Origin of the sequence: Mucilaginibacter lappiensis (assembly GCF_900155965.1) — a bacterium.
Taxonomy (GTDB): domain Bacteria; phylum Bacteroidota; class Bacteroidia; order Sphingobacteriales; family Sphingobacteriaceae; genus Mucilaginibacter; species Mucilaginibacter lappiensis.
The window spans coordinates 23,147-44,378 of record NZ_FTMG01000007.1; the positions used below are offsets into that span (position 1 = coordinate 23,147).

Sequence of the window (21,232 nt, forward strand, 5' to 3'; positions counted from 1 at the left end):
GAGAAAAAAAGTACAAAAAACAGTCCCTTAGGCAAACCGCCGGTGGTTAATTAAAAGCAGAAACGTACCCCGACTGCAATCGGGATACGCATATCTGAGTTAACCTCCTTTACAAAAAAATGATCTTATTCAGCAATCATCCATTAACTCAAACTTTTCAAAAGTATGAAATTAAAGTCTCTTTTTGTGTCCACCAAAAGCTGGTGGCTACCCCAAAAAATAATACTGATTATGAAATTGACTATCCTCATGATTTTACTGGCAATACTGCAATGCAGTGCTGCAGTCTTTGGTCAAAAGATTAATCTTAATGAAACCAATACGCCTTTAAAAAAGGTATTGAAAATCATTAATGATCAAACAGGTTATGTGTTCTTTTATGAATCTAAAGCTATCCGTAATAAAAACGTCACCATCAAAGTCAAAGATGCATCGCTCGATGTGGCCCTTAATACATTTTTGAAAGATCTGCATTTAAGCTATGAAATAGTGAATAACACTATTTTTATTAAAGAGCAGTCCGTAGCTGTTCAAGCGCCTCCCATTTCCAATTCACAACAAGTTGCTATAAAGGTAACCGGGCAAATTTATGATGAAAAAAATAATACGCTACCTGGGGTTACAGTGAGATTGAAAGGCGAAAAAGCAGTTGTAATTGCAGATAAGGACGGAAAATTCAGTATAGATGTTCCCAATCCTAATGCAATACTTACTTTTTCATTTATCGGCTACGCCACACAGGAACTACCTGTTTTACAAGACCGACAGATGAATGTACACATGCAGCTTGATCAATCAAAACTTAACGAAGTAGTTGTATTAGGCTATGGCTCAGCAAAGCAAAGTGATCTTACTGGTTCTGTTTCCACCATTTCATCCGCTAAGGTAACACAGGTAAAAGGTATATCTAATGTTGCGCAAACCTTGCAAGGGCAAATGGCCGGTGTACAGGTCAACCAAGCTTCCGGGCAGCCGGGTGAGGCTATGAAAATTGCCATAAGGGGTACAAACTCTATTAATGGCGGCAATGATCCTTTGTACGTGATTGATGGGCAGATTACCCAGGGAATAAGTGCCCAGTTAAATGTGGATGATATTGCTTCAATAGCGGTATTAAAAGATGCATCTTCAACCGCCATCTATGGTTCAAGGGGAGCAAACGGTGTCATTATGATCACTACTAAAAAAGGCACTTCCAAAGCCTCCGGAAAACCACAGGTAAGTTATGATGGCTATTATGGGGTAGCCCGTTTAAGGCATAAATTACAACTGATTGATGCCTCTGAATATGCTCAATTACAAAACGAGGTTACCACAAATGATAATGCCTCGGGATTAAATAACCCGGCAAAACCTTTGCCATGGACACCCGATCAGATTAACGGCCTGGGTAAAGGTACCGACTGGCAGGATCTGGTTTATCATACAGCACCTACGCAAAACCATACTATATCTGTAGGCGGCAACACCGAAAACACCAGATATTATACTTCTTTTGGGTATTTTAACCAGGATGGTATTATTACCAATTCCAGTTACCGCCGGCTTTCCGGAAGGATTAACCTTGACCAGAAGCTTAACCAGCAACTCAACTTTACGATCAATTTAGCCCTTACCAAAGACCTGTATAAGAAAAACAATTACCAGAATGCCGATTATGGAGGCGTGCCTTTTCAAACTTTCGTGATGCCCCCAACAGAGGGTGTTTATAATCCGAATGGAACGTACACTGTATTTACAGGTTTAAATTATGGACAAACCAACCCTGTGGCTATGGCAAAAGAACAGTACGATCCATTGAGTACATTGAGGATACTGGGAACTGCCGCTTTAAACTATGAAATAGTTCCCGGCCTGAAACTAAGATCAAGTGTTAGCATTGATAATGAAGATAATCATCAGGAAACTTATAACCCTCCATCAATTACATTTGGCCAACCGGCGGGGAATGCTTCCCAAGGTTATTCAAACTCCAATTCGTTTGTTAACGAAAATACAATTACTTATATCCATAACTGGGGAAAACATAATCTAAACGCCCTGGCTGGGTTTACTTTCCAGCAGAATCATAGCCGTTACCTGAATAGCGGCACCGCTTCGGGATTTGTTAGTACGGTTTATGTTGATAACAGTCTTCAATCAGCTACCACACTGGCCAATCCAAATACAGGCACTTCGAGTAATACGCTCATTTCGTACCTGGGCAGATTGAATTATAATTATGCCGGTAAGTATTATGCTACTTTCACTGCCCGCAGGGACGGGAGTTCGGTATTTGGATCTAACAATAAATATGCGTTCTTCCCATCAGGGGCATTGGCATGGACAGTATCGGAAGAAGATTTCCTGAAAGAGAACCCAACGCTGAGCAATCTTAAACTGAGAGCAAGTTATGGTACTTCCGGAAACCAGGCCATTAATCCTTACCAAACCCTGGCTTCGGTATCCAGTATAAACACCATCCTCAATAATTCAAATACTACCGGTTATTATTATTCGTCCGTTTCCAACAACAACCTGAAATGGGAAACTACCAAGGAACTTGACCTGGGGATTGATGTAGGTATTATAAAAAATAGGCTAAACATCACCGCCGACTATTATAATAAAAAAACAAGCAATTTATTATTATATGTAAACCTGCCCGCGTCAACCGGTTTTGGTACGCAACTGCAAAATGTGGGCAAAGCTTCCAACAAAGGTTTTGAGTTTTCTATAAATTCTCAGAACATGATTGGCCGGGACTTTACCTGGTCTTCTACCCTAACCTACACCCATAACCAGAATAAACTACTAAGCCTGGGTGTTGGAGCCGATGGAAAACCGATACCTTACCAATATATAGGCACAGGAGGTAATTGGTTCCCGATGATTGTTGGACAGCCCATGAATTCATTTTTTGGCCAACAGGTAACCGGCGTTTATCAAACAGATGCCGAAGCAAAAGCGAATGGCGAACCGACCAAACATGCCGGCGACTACAAGTTTCTGGATTACAACCACGATGGAGTGGTAGATGACAATGACAAGCACGTATTAACAACCCTTCAACCTAAATTTACCGCAGGCTTTAACAATACCTTTACCTATAAACACTGGGACCTTAGTATTTTAATTACAGGTTCATACGGCGCAACACTGGTGAACGAGCTCAGGAAATACAGCCTTACCCTTAATGGACAGTGGACGCCAACCCAGGCCGCATATGATTCCCGCTGGCAAGGACCTGGCACCAGTAATGCCGGCGATAAGCCATCGGCTAACAGCATGCAATACACACGCGATTATGCCAATAGCTTATGGGAAGAAAACGGTAATTACCTGAAGATAAAAGATGTTACCCTGGGCTATACTTTTAATGCAGCTCAGCTTCGTCGTATTAAAATATCGTCCATTAATATTTACGTGAGTGCCCAAAACTACTTTACGGTAACCAAATACACCGGTTATGATCCGGAAGTATCCTGGGCAAGTGGAACAGTAAACGGCTGGGACCGTGGTAATTACCCGTCAACAAAATCAATCACAGCAGGCGTTAGGGTAAAATTTTAAACTGAACAAGTCATGAAAAAATCATATCAAAAATTGTTTTTAAGCAGTGCTATTGGTATGGCCATAGCCATAAGCGGATGCAAAAGAACCCTGGAAGAACATCCTCAAACATCTATTACCCCCAGTACATTTTTCTCTGATCCGGCCAGCTATCAATTAGCCATTATAGGTTTATATGGCGATTTACCGCTTTATGATGGCAGTATGCAGGAAATGGCTACGGATATTTACGGTGCCCCCGCACCATCTGTTGAACAGGGATTACCTATGTATCAGAATGCCCCTCAGTCGTATTATTATAATACCCAAGGTTGCTGGGGTGGTGGTTACCGCTTAATCAAAGATGCTAATTTTGTTTTGGGCGCCTTGCCAACATCACCACTTGACCAGACCACTAAAAACCAGCTAACTGCCGAGGCCGAATTTATGAGAGGCTATGGCTACTTTTACCTGGTACAACTTTATGGAGATATCCCCATGCCTACAAAAGTCATAGTGGATAATAATCCGAATAGTTTACAGCTTCCCCGCTCGCCGCAGGCAGATATTTATAAATTGATATTGAGCGACCTGACCTTTGCCGAACAAAACTTGCCCGACAAAGCGACCACGGCCGGCAGAGTGTACAAATCAGTAGCTTCGGCTCTTTTGGCAAAAGTTTATCTTACCATGGCCGGTAACCCGATGAAACAGACAGCTTACTATCAAAATGCAAAGGATGAGGCCCTAAAAGTGATCAACTCCGGACTATTTACCCTTGTAGATGATTATGCCAATGTTTTTCATCATACCAGTTATACCACAGAATCTATCTGGGAACAATCATATGTGGTTTCAAAAGGTGGTAACCCATTACAGGGATCAACCGGTACAGCTGATACATACCGGCCTTTACTGGTACCGGCCACCAGCTTTATCAATAGTTTCCCAAAAGGCGATCGCAGGAGAACATGGGGTATACTGGACCAGTATCCGGATCCTAAAGTAAAAGGTGGTGTATTAGCGCCTTTCTTTCAGAAATACTTCGATACCACCGGTGTTTCAAAAGGAGCCACATCGTCTACCGTTATTAATCCCTGGAACTTTGTTTATATCCGTTACGCGGATATGTACCTGATTGCTGCCGAAGCCGAAAATGAGATCAATGGTCCGGCCAACGCCTATGTCTATATTAACACCATTCGCAGGCGTGCCCGGGTAGATAAGGGTGATCCGACCAATGTCCCTGATCTGGCTGGCCTCACACAGGATGGTTTCAGGCAGGCTGTTTTGAAGGAGAGAAAATGGGAATTTGCACTAGAAGGAAATACCTGGTTTGATATGAAACGAACCAATACCTTCCAGCTTATCCAGGCTCAAAGAGGCAGCCAGCTCATTAACCCCATAGGCCCATACAATCAAACCTGGCTTATTCCGGATATTGAAATCACGGCTAATAATATTCCTCAAAATCCACTTTATTAATCCTTAAATTGTACTTCCGGTGAGCTTTGTCGCGCCGGGAGTATAATTGATTTTTATTCCATTTAATATTAAATGTCAATGCAGCTCCTAAAATCAATCATCCTGACCACCACACTTGTCACCTCCGGCATTTTTATGCAACCTTGCTTCGGGCAAAACAACATTTATGTGGCCAATAGTGGTAGCGATAAAAACGATGGCACCTTTAAACATCCCGTTCAGCATCTGGAAGCAGCGTTGTTAAGGGCGACCGGATATGTTAATAAAGATGTAGTTGTTATATTACATGGAGGCCTCTATCCCCTGCAGAAAACAATAGAGATAAACCAAGTTAATTTTAGAGCGCATTCTTTGACTATTAAATCATATCCAAACGAAAAAGTAACCATTACAGGCTCAAGCAAAATAAACCCGGTATGGCAGCCATATAAAGGTGGCATTATCCAAGCAAAACTATCCACAGGCTTTGCCCCAGACCAATTATTTATGAATGGTAAAAGCCTGCCCATGGCCCGCTATCCCAACTTTGATTCTACAGCTCGGGTTTATAACGGAACGGCTAAGGATGCCATCAGCGAAAACCGGGTAAAAACATGGCAAGCCCCTGCCGGCGGCTATATTCACGCTTTACACGCAGGGGAATGGGGCAGCTTTGATTATTTGATCACCGGGAAAGATGATAAAGGGGCACTCACTTATGAGGGAGGCTGGCAAAACAACCGCCCCTCGCCCATGAACAAACAATACCGGTTTGTAGAAAATATTTTTGAGGAACTGGATGCTCCCGGAGAATGGTTTTTCAATAAAACAACCCAAATTCTTTACCTCTATCCATCTACAGGAACCAATTTGAATAAGGCTGTATTTACTGTTAGTAGTTTAACAGATCTCATACATGTCATCGGCAGTAAAGAGAAGCCTTTGAGCAACATCACTATTAAAGGTATCGACTTTACGCAAACGGCACGGTCATTTATGCTGGCCAAAGAGCCATTGCTACGTAGCGACTGGAGGATGTACCGCGGTGGGGCAATCCTGCTCGACAGAACGGAACATGTAATTATCAGCAACTGTAATTTTTATGAATTGGGCGGGAATGCCGTGTTTCTAAGTAATTATAGCAAGAACGATACTATCCGGGACAACTATATACATACCATTGGTGGAAATGCTATTGCTTTTGTTGGTAATCCCGATGCTGTACGGTCGCCTGCTTTTAGTTATGAAACTTTTGTCCCCTGGGATAAAATGGATTACCAGCCGGGACCAAAGAGTTCGGACTATCCTCAGTATTGCTCGGCCACCGGCAATCTGATACACCACATCGGTACTATTGAAAAACAGGTGGCCGGCGTTCAGATCTCCATGTCATCGCATATTACGGTGAGTCATAATACCATTTACCATACGCCGAGGGCTGGGCTCAATATGAGTGAGGGAACCTGGGGAGGCCATATTATTGAATTTAATGATGTATTCTATACCGTTCTTGAAACCGGCGATAACGGGGCCTATAATTCCTGGGGCAGGGATAGGTACTGGCGACCAGAGCGCAACCTGATTGATAGCATAGTAGCCGCCAGGCCCGGCATCCAGTTTCTGGATGTAATTGATCCTATCACTATCCGTAATAATCGCTTCCAGTGCGATCATGGCTGGGATATTGACCTGGACGACGGCAGCAGTAATTACCATATATACAATAATGTTTGCCTGAGCGGAGGCTTAAAACTACGCGAAGGCTACAGTCGTACAGTTACCAATAACATCATTATCAATAATACCTTCCATCCGCATGTATGGTTAAAAAATAGTGATGACTTATTTGAGCATAACATAGTGAGCTTGCCATATGCGCCCATCTTAATGAATAACTGGGGCAAGATCATCGATCAGAATTTTTTCCTGTCCAAGGAAGCTTTGACTGAGGCCCAGATTTTGGGTTTAGATAAAAATAGCATGTATGGTGATGCCCAGTTTATCGATGCCAAAAGCGGAAACTATCGTTTAAAACCAGGTTCCCCGGCTTTAAAAACAGGCTTTAAAGATTTTGATATGAATTTTGGAGTTACTTCTCCTACTTTAAAAAAGCTGGCTCAAAAACCGGTGATCAATCCGCTGGTTACTTCAGCAAATCAGGGCAAACAAAACCAGGTGGAATGGCTAGGTGCACATTTTAAAAACATCGAGAGCCTGGGAGAAAGATCGGCAGCTGGATTACTCGATAACAATGGCGCATTGCTTACAGATCTGTCAGCATCATCAGTAGCTGCAAAAAACGGCTTAGAAAAGGGGGATGTGGTGATTAAGATAAATGAAGACAGCGTTAACGCTGTAGAAAAATTACTCAAGGCATATCAAAAAATTAAATGGATGGGAAAAGCTAAACTCATTATAGTCCGCAACCAAAATCAGCAGGTAATCAGTGTGAATTTTAAATAATGCAGAATACCTTAGTAAGGTTCCCCTTTATTCATTGGCGGACCACGTTCTTGAAAAGTGGGTTTACATGGTTTACACATTTTATAGTTAAAATTTATTTAATTACCTGTAAATCAATAAAATAACTACAATTTACCATCAAATAGTGTTAACCATGTTTTGTTGTCAAATAGCTGGTTTACATTAGCCCATGGTCGGTGTTATCACAGCACCATTTTTAAATAAAAAGCCTCAAGACTTTCGACTTGAGGCTTTCGATTTATTATGTGATCTCCGTCAGAATTAATTTCTTTGCCAGCAATCATTAATGTATAATATTGTAATATTCGTATAGTTTATTTATCCTCATCTACTATTTTTTTAAGCAGATTATTGTACTGCTCTAGTAGGCTTATATACTTTTCCTTCCACATATCAGCCTCTTGCAACGCCTCCGATAACGTTAAGGCACGGTATTCATTTAATGGCTCCTGTAGTAGATTACCATAGAAAGGGAGTTGTGGAAACTCTTTCCTAAAATCATTTTTTAATGCTTTAGAGTATTTTAAAATGATTGAATCGTCTAAATCCTCATCCTTAAAATGTCGGTATATAGTACCTCTATCATAGTCCACTTTACGGGCTAATTCAGATATACTGATAGCAGTTTTCCTAACGGCTCTTTCTAATATTTCTCCCTTATGTGGCATGAAACAAATGTATTTTACAGAGTGTTACATTTTTCCTTCAAAAAGTGTTTTATTATTAAAATAAATACCACATATTTACAACATAAACACCACACAATTACTACACATATAATAACACTTCAGTATTATGCTTGCAAAAGAAACACTAATTGAATTAAAATTAAATATGCCATATAAGTACGTCGGGATTATCATTTCGGCCTATAAAAAGCAATATGATACAAATATAAGCAGGTGGATGGCAATGCGATTCTTTAAAGAAGATGGCTATAGCAACAAACTACACAATACTATAATTAATGCAGCATTTATACAACAAAAACTTAAAAACAGAACGGACTGCCTTACGAGAAACCACGTATATAAAATAAATGTTTTACAGTACTACAGAGAGCGGAAAGGCCTAATACAATGACACTTCAATTAATGGCTACACTAATAGGCCTTTTAAATGATAGGCTTATACTACAGCGCTTAATATGGAAGCAGCATGGCTATGCTTCTAAAAATAAATACAGCGAATGTTGCTGGCAACTGGAACGCTTACTGGATGAAGTATTGGAGCTGATTAATGACCAGGAATATAGATCGGTATTAAACGTGCCTTTTGAAGATTGGAGATTTTTAAAAAGTGAAAAATAGTTCTCTTTATGATTTAGTCATTTAAACAGCGATTACGTTCCCCCAGGTTCTCCTGGAAGGAACCCTGAGGCTAACACCGGTCAATAAAAAACGCAGGGTCCTTTCTGAAAGACCCTGCTAGGACACAATTTATCATATCAACTGTTAAAAACCCCGCTGTCCGAAGTTTGCAACTTCGGATACATAAAACATGTAGTTTACAAAATAGTCAAAAACAAAAAGCCTTAAATCTTTCGATTTAAGGCTTCGGGCTTAAAAGTGATCCCGCTGGGATTCGAACCCAGGACCCCAACATTAAAAGTGTTATGCTCTACCAGCTGAGCTACGGAATCGTTGTACCTGTTACTATTATATGAATTAAAAAGCCGCCTTACCAATCTAAAGCGGCTTCGTGATCCCATCAGGATTCGAACCTGAGACCTACTGATTAGAAATCAGTTGCTCTATCCAGCTGAGCTATGGGACCATCGCGATTTTTTCGCGGTGCAAAGATGCAAAATTATACGGAAATATCAATCAATTTTTTGAATTCTCTTGTGCTTAGCGTATGTGTAATATTTGACTGCTTAAGTTGTGGTTACCTTGCCAGTAAGCAAATCGACATTATAGGTTTTATTTTTTATAACTACACTTGCCTTATGATTACCTAAAAAATTAATAACGCCCTCATAATACCACTTTATACCATTAACCTCACCGATGGCTGCAAAAGTTATTGCACCTGCTGTTATGTCACCATTCTTAGTTAAATCAACAGTTACCTTATTTACATTATTTAACGTATAATAAGCATGTATTGAGGATGGTATCTGCGCTTTTTTAATTGATGCGGTATCAACAAATGATTTGATGCTCCCGTTATTAAAAGAGATAAGCTTGTTAGTGCTGCCATTAATAGCCAGAAGGGCATCTTTATCAAGAGCCTTGGCCTCATAAAAAGCTTTTATATTATGAACAAACAGTGCGCTGGGGGTTTGGCCTGTAGTCGCCAAAGAATCATAAGCCACATATCCATTTAAATCTGTAAAATCAGGATACTTTGCTCCAGGAGCCCTTACAGTATCGCAGCTAAAGTAAAATTTGAATAATCCGGTGGTTTCTGATTTAATGGTATCACCTATAACTGTTTTATAGTTAACTATGGTATCAGGAAAGAAAGAACATAGATTGACAAGACCTATGATGAGTGGTTTTGATTGCCTAATGGTAGTAAGATCAGGCAGGATCAACCCTTTACTGATGTTTACACCTCCATAAGCACCCGACAAAGTTTGTGTTATATTCCTAATTATTTGACTAGTGGCAAGGCTTACAGTATCAATCTTAGATACCGGGGGAGGAACAACCTTCGGATTCAATTTTACTTCTTTTTGACAGGCGGTATAAAATAGTGTAGTGCCCGCTAATGCTACAAGGAGGGTTTTTAACTTTAATTTCATGATAAGGACAGGTGTAGATTTTTCTTAATATTAATATAATTAGATGATTGTGAATTTAGTGCCAAGTAAGCAATTCAAATGCCGTTAATTAATTAACCAAATAAAAAAGTCGATTTAACTGTAAAGCAACTATGTACCGATCGGTAAGTGTTTGATCTCATCCGTAAATTCAAAAAACATGAGTAAAACCAAGGACTATGGGGAAAAATATTGGGTAAAATATTACGCACAAAAATTATCGCGCATTGTATTGGGTCATATTGCCAGCGAGGAGCCGGGCACTGAGTTTATGGCAAACTGGTTAAAAGAAAAGTTACGTAACATCAAAACAACGCATATATTATCCAACAATTCCCTGTCATTTTTGTAGTTGTAAATCATGATTGATTATAAAACATTAATTGTTGCTAAATAATTTAACATTACGTACAATTGCAAATTAAGTAGATTAATTACTGATACGCTAATTACATGTTAATCATACACTTGTTATAATGAACAGCTTTTTGACAAAACATGTATCAACATTAATATTTAATCTATTTTTAAGTGATAATTTATGCAAAAACAAAGCCTGATTGACTTGAAAATCGCAATTTTTGCTTTTTAAAATGGAAAGTGTTTTTTTTACAATAAGTTAATCATACTTTTAACCCAATTTTTTTTAATAAAACTTAATTTATGATCATAATTGCTGACGGTGGCTCAACTAAAACAAATTGGTGTCTGGTTACCGAAGAAGGTAAAAAAGTGTATTTTAACACTGAGGGTTATAACCCTTATTTTTCTAGTACGGAGTATATCATACAATCTTTAAATGAAAGTTTGCCTACCGACCTGGAGAAGGATGAAATAACCGAAGTAAATTATTACGGCGCCGGCTGCTCAACGCCCGAGATGCGTAAAATTGTTGAAGAAGCCATGAAAGCTGTTTTCACCAAAGCAAAGGTGAACATTGGTCATGACCTGCTTGCCGCCGCCCGTGCCCTGCTAGGCAACAACGAGGGTTTTGCAGCTATTTTAGGTACCGGCACCAATACCTGTATCTATGATGGTAAAGATGTGATCAATAATATCGACTCAGGAGCCTATATTTTAGGTGACGAAGGCAGCGGTTGCTATATTGGCAAAAAACTACTGGTTGATTATTTACGTGGTTATATGCCCGAGCCGGTACGTAACCTTTTCTGGGAAACGTTTAAACTTACACCCGATGATATCAACGAGCAAGTTTATACTCAGCCTCGCGCTAATCGTTTTTGTGCAAGCTTCAGCAAGTTTGTTTATGATAACAACGTACATATTGAATACTCACGTAACCTGGTGCGTACATCATTTGAAGACTTTTTCCGTAACCTGGTAACACACTACCCTGATTATCAAAAATACAGCTTTAACTGTATCGGTTCAGTTGGTTACAACTTCAGAAATGTTTTAGAAGAAGTGGCTACCGAAAACGGCATGGTTGTAGGCAGCATCATCCGCTCTCCTATAGATAACCTGGTAAAATATCACCTGGAACTAGCTCCAAGCTCTTTATAAAAGAGAAGCAAGAAATTAGAGCCAAGAATCAAGATAAAAAAGGCAATAAAAAGAAGGGCCGGAAATTAATTTTTCGGCCCTTTTATATTTTACGAGGGTTTGTCCTCCTCTTGATTCTTGACTCTTATTTCTTGCCTCTCTCTTCCTATCCAATATTCATTTCACCCTGGAATATTTTGCCATATTTACGCTTGTCAAACTTATATAATTTGGCAGCGCGATAGGATACGCCTTTTTGTTTCTCATCAAGCTCCTTTAAAAATCCGTAGCTCAGCATTTTCTTACGGAAGTTTCGTTTATCCAACTTTTTACTTAAAACGGCTTCATAAAGGGATTGCAGCTGTGTAAGCGTAAATTTTTCGGGCAATAACTCAAAAGCAATTGGCTGATAATGCAACCTACGGCGGATCTTGTTAAAACCTGTGTTAAATATCTCGCTGTGGTCAAACGCAAGCTTAGGCAATTCATTAACCGGGTGCCAGAAAGCCTTTTTGGCATACTGGGTAACTGGTCGTAGCTCCTTTTGCCCATTTATACGGATCAGCGCATAATAAGCCACGGTAATAACGCGGCCCTGCGGGTGCCTGTTTACTTCACCAAAAGTATGAAACTGCTGCATGTGCAAATCGCGCAAGCCGGTAAGCTCGTACAAGATACGTTCGGCAGCATCATCAATACTTTCGTCCTGTTCCACAATATAACCGGGCAACGCGAGTTCATCTTTATATGGCTCTTCGTTACGTTCAATAAGCAAAATTTTAAGTTCGCCGGCTTCAAAACCAAAAATTACGCAGTCAATAGAGAATACGGAATCAAACTTGGGTAGCATTACTTCCAAAACTGTACGGGGATTTAAGTTTAATTGTTAAATATATGACCTTAATTCCTAATCCAAAAAAAAACAAATAAAATTTAATGGTGTAATTTACACACACTATCTTCGTAGCGCAAATCTAAGTAATGTAAAAATGCAGAAAATTTCAAAAATTGCGGTTTTAACTTCTGGTGGTGATGCACCCGGAATGAATCCCTGTATAAGGGCGGTTGTTAGAACAGCACTATACAACGGCCTCGAGGTTGTTGGTGTTAGGCAAGGTTACAAAGGGCTTATTGAGAACGATATGTATGATATGCAAAGTCGGTCGGTAAGTAACATACTTAGTTTGGGGGGTACTATTTTAAAAACAGCCCGTTGTTTACCTTTTAAAGAAGATGAAGGCATGGCCACTGCCTACAAACACTTAAAGGAACACGGCATTGATGCCCTTGTAGTTATTGGCGGAGATGGTACATTTACCGGAGCGCTGCGTTTTTCAAAAAAGTATCCAGACATTTCGGTAATTGGCGTGCCAGGCACCATTGATAACGACCTTTGCGGCTCAACCTATACCCTGGGTTTTGATACAGCTACCAATACCGTTATTGAAGCTATTGATAAGATAAGGGATACAGCCGATGCGCATGACCGCCTGTTTTTTATTGAGGTAATGGGTCGCGATTCTGGCGCAATTGCTTTACGTGCAGGAATCTCCTGCGGTGCCGAGGCTATCCTGCTTCCGGAAAAACAAACAGCTATTGAAGATTTGATCAAGAATTTGAAGGATGGCTCATCTAACAAAAAATCATCAAGCATTGTTATTGTAGCCGAGGGCGATAAAAATGGCGGCGTATATGATGTAGCCAAAGCTGTGCAAAAAGAAGTTAAAGATTACGATATTAAAGTAACTATATTAGGCCACTTGCAAAGAGGTGGCAGTCCATCAAGTTTTGACCGTATTTTGGGTAGCCGTTTGGGCTATGCTGCTGTAAATGCGTTAATTGCGGGCGAAACACAAAAAATGGTAGGTTTACAGGCCAACCATATTCTGCTTACCAGTTTGGAAGACGCCCTTAACCACCATGAATTTAAGCTGGAGGCTGATCTTCTGGAAATGGCAGATATATTATCGATATAATAAATGATTGCAGTTGTATATAGTGGATCGTACTTTGCACATTGGCGGCTTGCCGATAAAGGAAGAACTGTTGCTTCGTTTAAAACCAATGGCATCAATCCCTATTTTAACGACGAAAAGTACATTCTACAGCTACTCAATAAAAACATTAACCTGATACATCACGCCGAAGAAATAAAACGTATTTATTTTTTTGGTGCCGGCGCTTCTTCCGATGAACGCAGGCAAATTGTACACAACGCGTTGTCCGCCTTTTTTAAATTTGGCAAGGTGATAGTTGAGCACGATATTACGGCAGCGGCAATTGCCTGTTGTAAAAATTCGCCAGGTATTATCAGTATTTGTGGCAGCGGATCCAACGCAGCCTGGTACGATGGTAAAAAGGTACTCACCAACAATTATGGTCTGGGTTATATCCTGGCCGATGAAGGGTCTGGCAATTGGCTAGGCCGACAGCTGATCAAGGGCTTTATGAACGAAACCCTTCCTCCAAATATTAAAAAGAAGTTTGTGAGCAAGTATGATGTAGACAGAAAAACCCTGCTGGAAAAAGTTTACCGACAAAAACAACCCGCTTTGTTTTTAAGTTCCTTCACCGAATTTTACCAGGATAACCTGCACGACCACTATCTACAAAACGTCATAAAAAAAGGTTTTAGCAAGCTAATTTCAACATATTTACTACCTTTATCAAAGCAATATCCCGATGCCTCCATTCATTTTGCAGGTACGGTAGCTGCCAACTTTCAGGAGTATTTACATGAAGCTGCATCTGAGGCAAACCTTCAAATAGCAAATATCATTAAAGAACCTATAAATAATTTATTAACCTACTATTCTAATAAAAATTAAAAAAATCATGAAAATAGGAATTAACGGTTTCGGCCGTATTGGACGCCTGGCATTCAGAGCCGCAATTGAAAGACCCGACATTGAAGTTGTTGGTATTAATGACCTTGTTGAGCCTGATTACATGGCTTACATGTTAAAATACGATTCAACTCATGGTCAGTTCAAAGGCACTATTGCTGTTGAAGGCGGACATTTGGTTGTAAACGGTAAAACTATCCGTGTTACTGCTGAAAAGGATCCTGCTAACCTTAAATGGGGTGAAATAGGCGCCGAAGTGATCATCGAATCAACAGGCTTATTCTTAACTCAGGAAACTGCACAAAAACATATCGACGCCGGTGCTAAAAAAGTAGTAATGAGCGCGCCAGCTAAAGATGATACCCCTACTTTTGTGATGGGTGTTAACCATAAAGAATTAAAAGCCAATCAAACTATCGTATCAAACGCTTCATGTACTACCAACTGTTTAGCACCTATCGCTAAAGTATTGGATGATAACTTTGGTATCGAAGAAGGCTTAATGACTACAGTACATGCTGTTACAGCTACTCAAAAAACAGTTGACGGCCCATCGGCTAAAGACTGGAGAGGTGGCCGTGGTGCTTACCAAAACATCATCCCTTCATCAACAGGTGCTGCTAAAGCGGTTGGTTTAGTTTTACCTCAGTTAAAAGGTAAATTAACAGGTATGTCTTTACGCGTACCAGTTGCCGACGTATCTGTAGTTGACTTAACTGTACGTTTGAAAAAAGGTGCTTCATACGAGGCTATCAAAGCTGCTATGAAAGCTGCATCTGAAGGCGAATTAAAAGGCATTTTAGGTTATACCGAAGATGAAGTAGTGTCTGAAGATTTCAAAGGCGATGCACGCACTTCAATTTTTGATGCAAAAGCAGGTATCGGCTTAAATGATCACTTCGTTAAAGTTGTATCATGGTACGATAACGAGTGGGGTTATTCAAACAAACTGATCGACCTGGTTCAGGAACTTGGTAAATTCTAATCCTGACTCATCAATTTTAAATTTATATAGCAAAGCCTGTGGTAAACCGCAGGCTTTGTTGTTTTGTGGAAAATACCTCCAGTTAACGTAGATATTATAAAACAGGGAACAATTAAATCAGGGAGCCTGCTATCAATAACACTTTTTCTATAGCATTTTCTTTAAGCTGCATATACTTTACTCTTGCCTCATCGTTCAAATATTCATCAAAGCCTTGCTGAGTTGCAAATGTTACAATATGTATTTCATACGGGTTTCCTAAAGCTGTTTCTATAACACAATCCGCAGTTGGTCTGACACGGTAAATCAACTCTCCGCTATGTTTATGCAACAAGGGTAATACGTACGATTCAAACAAATTAAACTCGTATTCTTTATTGTCCCTGATAAATACGATCTGGGTAAAGTAAAGCATGTGTTAATAAGGTTTAAATATATAAAAGAGATAAAGAGCTACTCCGTTTTTAAACTTTTAACCGGGTTTGTTAAAGCCGCTTTTACACTCAGATATGATACCGTAGCAAACGCGATCACCATAACTATCAAAAATGGAACAAGAAATAATAAAGGACCAATATCAACCCTAAAGGCATAGGTTTGCAACCATTGGTTGATGGCATACCAGGCCAATGGAGCTGAAACTACAAAGGAAATAATCACCAATGCCGCGAAATCCTTGTATAGCAGTGTCAGAATGCTGTTCACCGTAGCTCCTAAAACTTTGCGGATCCCGATCTCTTTGGTACGCTGCACAATAGTATATGACACCAGTCCAAACAAGCCCAGGCAAGCTACAAATATGGCAATACCGGTAAATACGCCGAATACCTGTCCAAAACGTTGGTCGGTTTGGTATTGTTCGTTAAAATACTGATCCAGGAAGAAGTAGTCGAACTGATCGCCGGGAAAGAATGCCGCCCATGTTTTTTTGAGGTCGGCAATGGTTTGAGGGAGATTAGTTGTACTTATTTTTATCGATACATAACCCCTCACATCAGGGATACAGCGGAAAATGATGGCATCATAAGCATCCCGTAATGATTGCTGATGAAAATTATCAACCACACCCACTATCCTATATGCCTGTCCCCAAAAATCAACCTGTTTTCCCAATGCATCTTCAGGCTTGGTGAAGCCCATTTGTTCTGCAGCTTTTTTACTAAGCACCACGCTGTGAGGATCGTTGCCATAATCTTTGGAGAATTTGCGTCCGGCCACCAGCTTTAAATCATAAGCAGCCAGGTAATCATAGTCGGAGCCAATAATACGATATTGCTTACCCTGGCTTTGGTCAGCTGTAGTTAATTTAATCCCCCCAGCATTCCAGCCAATTGGCTCTCCCGGAATGGAAGTGGATACTGTTACACTTTTAACAACCGATTGCCTTAGGCTTTCCTGTTTAAACGCGCTCATATCACGGTAAAACGAATCGATCTTATTCAATGGTGGTTTAATGATCAGCGTTTGATCGATCTTCAAACCCAGCTTTTGGTTTTGCATAAACTTCAGCTGCCTGAACACGGTAAGCGAGCCGATCAGCAGGAATATAGAGGCCGCAAACTGAAATACGACCATCGCTTTACGCAATACAACTCCTTTTGGCGATGCCAGTATTTTACCCTTCATCACTTCAACAGGCCTGAATGATGATAATACGATGGCGGGGTAAAACCCGCTGAAGAATGATCCTAATACGAATATGCCCAACATAAATCCCCAGAAAATGGGTTTGGTAAACATATCAAACCCCATTTGTAAGCCAGATACACGCGAAAAAACAGGAAGGCAGATCAGGATAAACACTATGGCTAACACTATGGCTAATCCATTAAGCAACATGGCTTCCAACATAAACTGGGCAATCAATTGTGCTTTGGCCGAACCCAATGTTTTACGGACCCCTACTTCCTTGGCACGTCCTATACCACGTGCTGTAGCCAGGTTGATATAATTGATCCAGGCAATAATGATCACAAATATAGCTATGCCCAGCATTAAATAAACCGACTTCCCATCCCCGTTGGGCTGAAACTCTATCATCCGGTTAGAGTACAAATGAATATTTTGTACTGATTGCAGGGTATAAACAGCATCTTCCCCTGCACTTTTATAGGCATCGTAAACCTTTTTTACAATAGGTATAAATTTACGTTCCAGTATTTTAGGATCTACACCAGTTCTAAGTAGTACGTAAGTTTTACAGCCATCATTTAACCATGCATTATCCAGGTTAAAATCTTTATTGGGCGGATTTTCCTTCAGTAAGGTATTGTATGATTGTAAAAAATCAAACTTCATGTGAGAATTGACAGGAACATTTTTCATCACACCTGTAATTTTCAAAGGCTTATCATTATTGATAGTTAACGACCGCCCCACCGGGTCTGTATCATGAAAAAGTTTTTGCGCTACTTCTTCGGATATCACTACCGTATTGGGTTCCTTTAAGGCTGTTTTTGGATCGCCGCTGATTAGCGGAAACGAAAAAATATTAAAAAACGACTCACTCACATAGTAATCATTGGTGATGGCCATTTTCTGATCTTTGTAATTCGCCAGCACACGGTCAGCACCCACTATCTTTACAAAGTCTTCTATCTCTGGTAAAGCTGCTTTAAAAGCGTTGCCCGGGGCAAAGGCCCCACCCGCCCATTGTGTACTTAATTTACCATTGTTATACCTATCCTGATTGATGCGGAAAATACGGTCTTTTTTAGCGTGAAAATTATCAAAGCTTAATTCGAAATTGACGTATTGCAAAATTAAAAGACATGCCGCCATGCCTATAGCCAAACCAACAATGTTGATGAATGAAAAGGCTTTATGTTTAGACAGATTCCTAAGGGCAACCAACAGGTAATTTTTCAGCATAATCAATTAAGTTTAGGCCATAAATACAGCTAAAAACATACCTCAATTTTAAATCATTGAAGTTCAATTACTTAAAATAAAAACTAATCTACTAACTGTTCGGATTCGTTACAATTATTGTTCAGTATTGAACAGAGAAACGCAGGCACATATTACTAAATGTCAGCGATTAAAGAGCGGTCACATTAGCTCGCTATCCTTTTTTTCGTGATAGGTTTTATAGGCAAGGTAAAAGAACAGCAGAGCAGGCAACGCATTCAGCAATACATTTTGAGCATTTACCTCGGGATAAGTTACGATTACCTGCACTATTAACAATATGAGCAGCACACCGCCTATAGCGATGTACAGGTAACGAAATTTAGGATTCATAGGTATTCGGTTAACAATGTAACCGAGCTAAACGGGTATTCCCGGTTAATGGTTACATTGTTAATCGATTTTTTTAATCTGTTAGCGTTTCAGCTCATATTTGGCAGGTGTGTCTTTCGCTATTTTAAATATAGTAGCTCCAAGCGGCGGCAGGGTAATTACGATAGAATTATCCTTACCATGCCACTTTAGAGCTTCGGCGGTTATTTCCTGCGGATTGGTTAAGCCGCTACCCCAGAATTTTTTAGCATCAGAGTTAAAAATCTCTTTCCATTGGCCTCCAGCTGGCACACCTATACGGTAATTATGGCGCGGTACAGGGGTCATATTCAGAATGATCATGATGTCGTCTTTTTCCAGGTGGCCCATGCGTCGGTAAACTAGTATAGAGTCATTGGCATTACCACCGTCTACCCATTCAAACCCGCTAAAATCAAAGGCTTTCTGATACAGGGCGGGCTCATCACGGTACAGGTGGTTCAGCGCTTTTACTGTTTCGCTCATGCCCTGGTGGTTAGCATATTCCAGCACATGCCATTGTAACGACTGACCAAAGTTCCATTCATCGCCCTGGCCAAATTCAGCCCCCATAAACAGCAGTTTGGTACCCGGATGCGTAAACATATAGCTGTACATTAAACGCAGATTGGCAAACTGCTGCCACTCATCGCCAGGCATTTTACGCAGCATAGATCCTTTGCCATATACCACCTCATCATGCGAAAAAGGCAGCATAAAGTTTTCGGTAAAGGCATATATGGTACTAAAAGTAATTTCGTTATGATGATATTTACGATTGATCGGATCTTCGCTAAAGTAGCCTATGGTATCATGCATCCATCCCATCATCCATTTCATACCAAACCCTAAACCACCTAAATAAACCGGGCGGCTAACCCCTGTAAATGAGGTAGATTCTTCGGCAATGGTTTGTACCGATGGGAAGTGACTGTAAACAGCTTCATTAAACTCTTTCAGGAAAGAAACAGCTTCCAGGTTTTCGTTTCCGCCGTAAATATTGGGTTCCCACTCGCCCTGTTTACGGGAGTAATCCAGGTATAGCATAGAGGCCACCGCGTCTACACGCAGGCCATCGGCATGGTAACGATCGAGCCAGAATAAGGCGTTACTGATCAGGAAAGCCCTTACCTCATTACGGCCATAGTTGAATATATATGATTTCCAATCCGGGTGAAAGCCTTTGCGATCGTCGGCATGTTCATACAAGTGTGTACCATCAAATTTGTATAAGGCATGGGCGTCGCCCGGAAAATGTGAAGGTACCCAATCCAGTATTACACCTATACCAGCCTTGTGAAATTCCTCAACCAGGTACATTAACCCTTTCGGGTCGCCAAAACGTGATGCGGCGGCAAAATATCCGCTGATCTGGTATCCCCAGCTCGGGTAAAACGGCGATTCCATGATCGGCATCAGCTCTACGTGTGTAAAGCCCATTTCCTTTACATAAGGCACCAGCTTATCGGCCAGTTGGGTATAGGTTAAAAACTCTTCGGGACTCTCCAGGCTGCGCGCCCATGAACCCGGATGCACCTCATAAACGCTATAAGGCCTATGCAGGCCATTATGTTCATGTCGGTTGGCCATCCAGTCGGCATCCTTCCACTCATAATAGGTATCGGCAACAATAGAAGCCGTGCTTGGTGGTACTTCCCAGCGCAACGCAAATGGATCAGCCTTTTCCAGATCCTCACCGCTTGATGCTTTGATATAATATTTATAGGTTTCGCCCACGCCCACATTAGGGATAAAACCCTCCCAGATACCCGACGAGTCCCAGCGGGCATTTAAACTATGCGAACCCCGGTTCCAGCCATTAAAGTTGGCTATAACCGATACATACTGCGCGTTTGGCGCCCAAACAGAGAAATAGGTGCCAATAACCCCGTTAAATTCCACCACGTGCGAGCCAAACTTTTCATACAGCTTGTAGTGCTTGCCCGATTTAAATAAACTAATATCAAAATCTGTAAAACGGCTGTACGGCTCCACAGCATTCAGTATCACATGCGTTTTAAGTGTTGATGGCTTTACTTTTGCCACAAGCGTAGCAGCAACGGCAGGTTTCGATTTTGCAGCGGCCTTTTTAGCTGTTGCAGGCTTTTCTGCCGGTGTAACTACGTTTTTATCAGCCGCTTTTACGGCTTTCTTCTCTTTTACAGGTTTAGCTTCCGGTAACGGGGTTTCGGTTTTCTTTGTTTGTTTGGCCATGATGTAATAACCTGTTAAGGTATTTTAGAATAACCCAATGTACGGGAATGTTTGGTTTATATGCTATCAAATATAACAGGATTTGCAAGATTTTGATTTGATTTAAAAGATTATACTTCGATCCCTTATTTGGTATCATTACCTCTTGCCCTCCGGTGGCCTGAAAAACTTTTTAAA

The 21,232-nt window shown here is 40.6% G+C and carries 16 protein-coding genes and 2 tRNA genes; 9 read left to right on the plus strand and 9 right to left on the minus strand.

The genetic code is table 11. The annotated features are described in order from the left end of the window. The first annotated feature begins 231 nt into the window (after positions 1-231). From BW976_RS14460 to BW976_RS14470, 3 genes are all read left to right on the plus strand, one after another. Positions 232-3,552: a SusC/RagA family TonB-linked outer membrane protein gene (locus BW976_RS14460; protein WP_245834702.1), complete on the plus strand. Its 3,321-nt coding sequence runs from the start codon at positions 232-234 to the stop codon at positions 3,550-3,552. Between the two features lie 12 nt (positions 3,553-3,564). Beyond that, positions 3,565-5,016, plus strand: coding sequence for a RagB/SusD family nutrient uptake outer membrane protein (locus BW976_RS14465; protein WP_076374031.1), 1,452 nt, complete (start codon positions 3,565-3,567; stop codon positions 5,014-5,016). A 78-nt stretch (positions 5,017-5,094) separates the two neighbouring features. Next, entirely contained in the window at positions 5,095-7,458 is a 2,364-nt protein-coding gene (locus tag BW976_RS14470; RefSeq protein WP_076374032.1) for a PDZ domain-containing protein, read from the plus strand. Positions 7,459-7,793: 335 nt separating this feature from the next. On the opposite strand, the gene BW976_RS14475 is transcribed toward BW976_RS14470, so the two are convergent. Further along, a complete protein-coding gene (locus tag BW976_RS14475; RefSeq protein WP_076374033.1) occupies positions 7,794-8,147 on the minus strand; it encodes a TetR/AcrR family transcriptional regulator in 354 nt (117 codons plus the stop codon). Between the two features lie 411 nt (positions 8,148-8,558). On the opposite strand from BW976_RS14475, the gene BW976_RS14485 reads away from it, so the two are divergent. Further along, positions 8,559-8,789 carry a hypothetical protein gene (locus tag BW976_RS14485; RefSeq protein ID WP_076374035.1) on the plus strand — a complete coding sequence of 77 codons (231 nt, stop codon included), beginning with the start codon at positions 8,559-8,561 and terminating at the stop codon, positions 8,787-8,789. Between the two features lie 259 nt (positions 8,790-9,048). Here BW976_RS14485 and BW976_RS14490 read toward each other — a convergent pair. From BW976_RS14490 to BW976_RS14500, 3 genes are all read right to left on the minus strand, one after another. Continuing rightward, positions 9,049-9,121 (minus strand) — tRNA-Lys (locus BW976_RS14490). Positions 9,122-9,181: 60 nt separating this feature from the next. Beyond that, positions 9,182-9,255: transfer RNA gene (locus tag BW976_RS14495), tRNA-Arg, on the minus strand. Between the two features lie 100 nt (positions 9,256-9,355). Next, positions 9,356-10,228: a hypothetical protein gene (locus BW976_RS14500; protein ID WP_076374036.1), complete on the minus strand. Its 873-nt coding sequence runs from the start codon at positions 10,226-10,228 to the stop codon at positions 9,356-9,358. A 178-nt stretch (positions 10,229-10,406) separates the two neighbouring features. On the opposite strand from BW976_RS14500, the gene BW976_RS14505 reads away from it, so the two are divergent. Both BW976_RS14505 and BW976_RS14510 read left to right on the plus strand, forming a co-directional pair. Further along, positions 10,407-10,598, plus strand: coding sequence for a hypothetical protein (locus BW976_RS14505; protein WP_076374037.1), 192 nt, complete (start codon positions 10,407-10,409; stop codon positions 10,596-10,598). Between the two features lie 311 nt (positions 10,599-10,909). Next, positions 10,910-11,770 (plus strand): N-acetylglucosamine kinase, encoded by an 861-nt coding sequence (locus BW976_RS14510; RefSeq protein ID WP_076374038.1) that lies wholly within the window; start codon positions 10,910-10,912, stop codon positions 11,768-11,770. A gap of 145 nt (positions 11,771-11,915) precedes the next feature. Here the strand turns inward: BW976_RS14510 and BW976_RS14515 are convergent, their stop codons facing one another. Next, the gene (locus BW976_RS14515) at positions 11,916-12,608 is read right to left on the minus strand and encodes an NUDIX hydrolase (RefSeq protein ID WP_076374039.1); all 693 of its coding nucleotides are present in this window, start codon (positions 12,606-12,608) and stop codon (positions 11,916-11,918) included. Positions 12,609-12,738: 130 nt separating this feature from the next. Between BW976_RS14515 and pfkA the strand changes: the two genes are divergently transcribed. From pfkA to gap, 3 genes are read left to right on the plus strand one after another with little or no spacing between them, the layout of a single operon-like run. Next, positions 12,739-13,725, plus strand: a complete 987-nt coding sequence (pfkA, locus tag BW976_RS14520) for a 6-phosphofructokinase (RefSeq protein ID WP_076374040.1) — start codon at positions 12,739-12,741, stop codon at positions 13,723-13,725. A gap of 3 nt (positions 13,726-13,728) precedes the next feature. Then, positions 13,729-14,577 carry a hypothetical protein gene (locus tag BW976_RS14525; RefSeq protein WP_076374041.1) on the plus strand — a complete coding sequence of 283 codons (849 nt, stop codon included), beginning with the start codon at positions 13,729-13,731 and terminating at the stop codon, positions 14,575-14,577. A gap of 7 nt (positions 14,578-14,584) precedes the next feature. Next, complete coding sequence (gene gap, locus BW976_RS14530; RefSeq protein WP_076374042.1) at positions 14,585-15,580, plus strand: type I glyceraldehyde-3-phosphate dehydrogenase; 996 nt, start codon at positions 14,585-14,587, stop codon at positions 15,578-15,580. Positions 15,581-15,692: 112 nt separating this feature from the next. On the opposite strand, the gene BW976_RS14535 is transcribed toward gap, so the two are convergent. The 4 genes from BW976_RS14535 to glgB form a co-directional block, all read right to left on the minus strand. Beyond that, the gene (locus BW976_RS14535) at positions 15,693-15,995 is read right to left on the minus strand and encodes a DUF1330 domain-containing protein (protein ID WP_076374043.1); all 303 of its coding nucleotides are present in this window, start codon (positions 15,993-15,995) and stop codon (positions 15,693-15,695) included. A gap of 38 nt (positions 15,996-16,033) precedes the next feature. Then, positions 16,034-18,451 carry an ABC transporter permease gene (locus BW976_RS14540; RefSeq protein ID WP_076374044.1) on the minus strand — a complete coding sequence of 806 codons (2,418 nt, stop codon included), beginning with the start codon at positions 18,449-18,451 and terminating at the stop codon, positions 16,034-16,036. A 180-nt stretch (positions 18,452-18,631) separates the two neighbouring features. After that, on the minus strand, positions 18,632-18,823 hold the full coding sequence (locus tag BW976_RS14545) for a hypothetical protein (RefSeq protein WP_076374045.1): 192 nt from the start codon (positions 18,821-18,823) through the stop codon (positions 18,632-18,634). A gap of 81 nt (positions 18,824-18,904) precedes the next feature. Continuing rightward, a complete protein-coding gene (gene glgB, locus BW976_RS14550) occupies positions 18,905-21,055 on the minus strand; it encodes a 1,4-alpha-glucan branching protein GlgB (RefSeq protein WP_076374046.1) in 2,151 nt (716 codons plus the stop codon). Positions 21,056-21,232 lie beyond the last annotated feature (177 nt).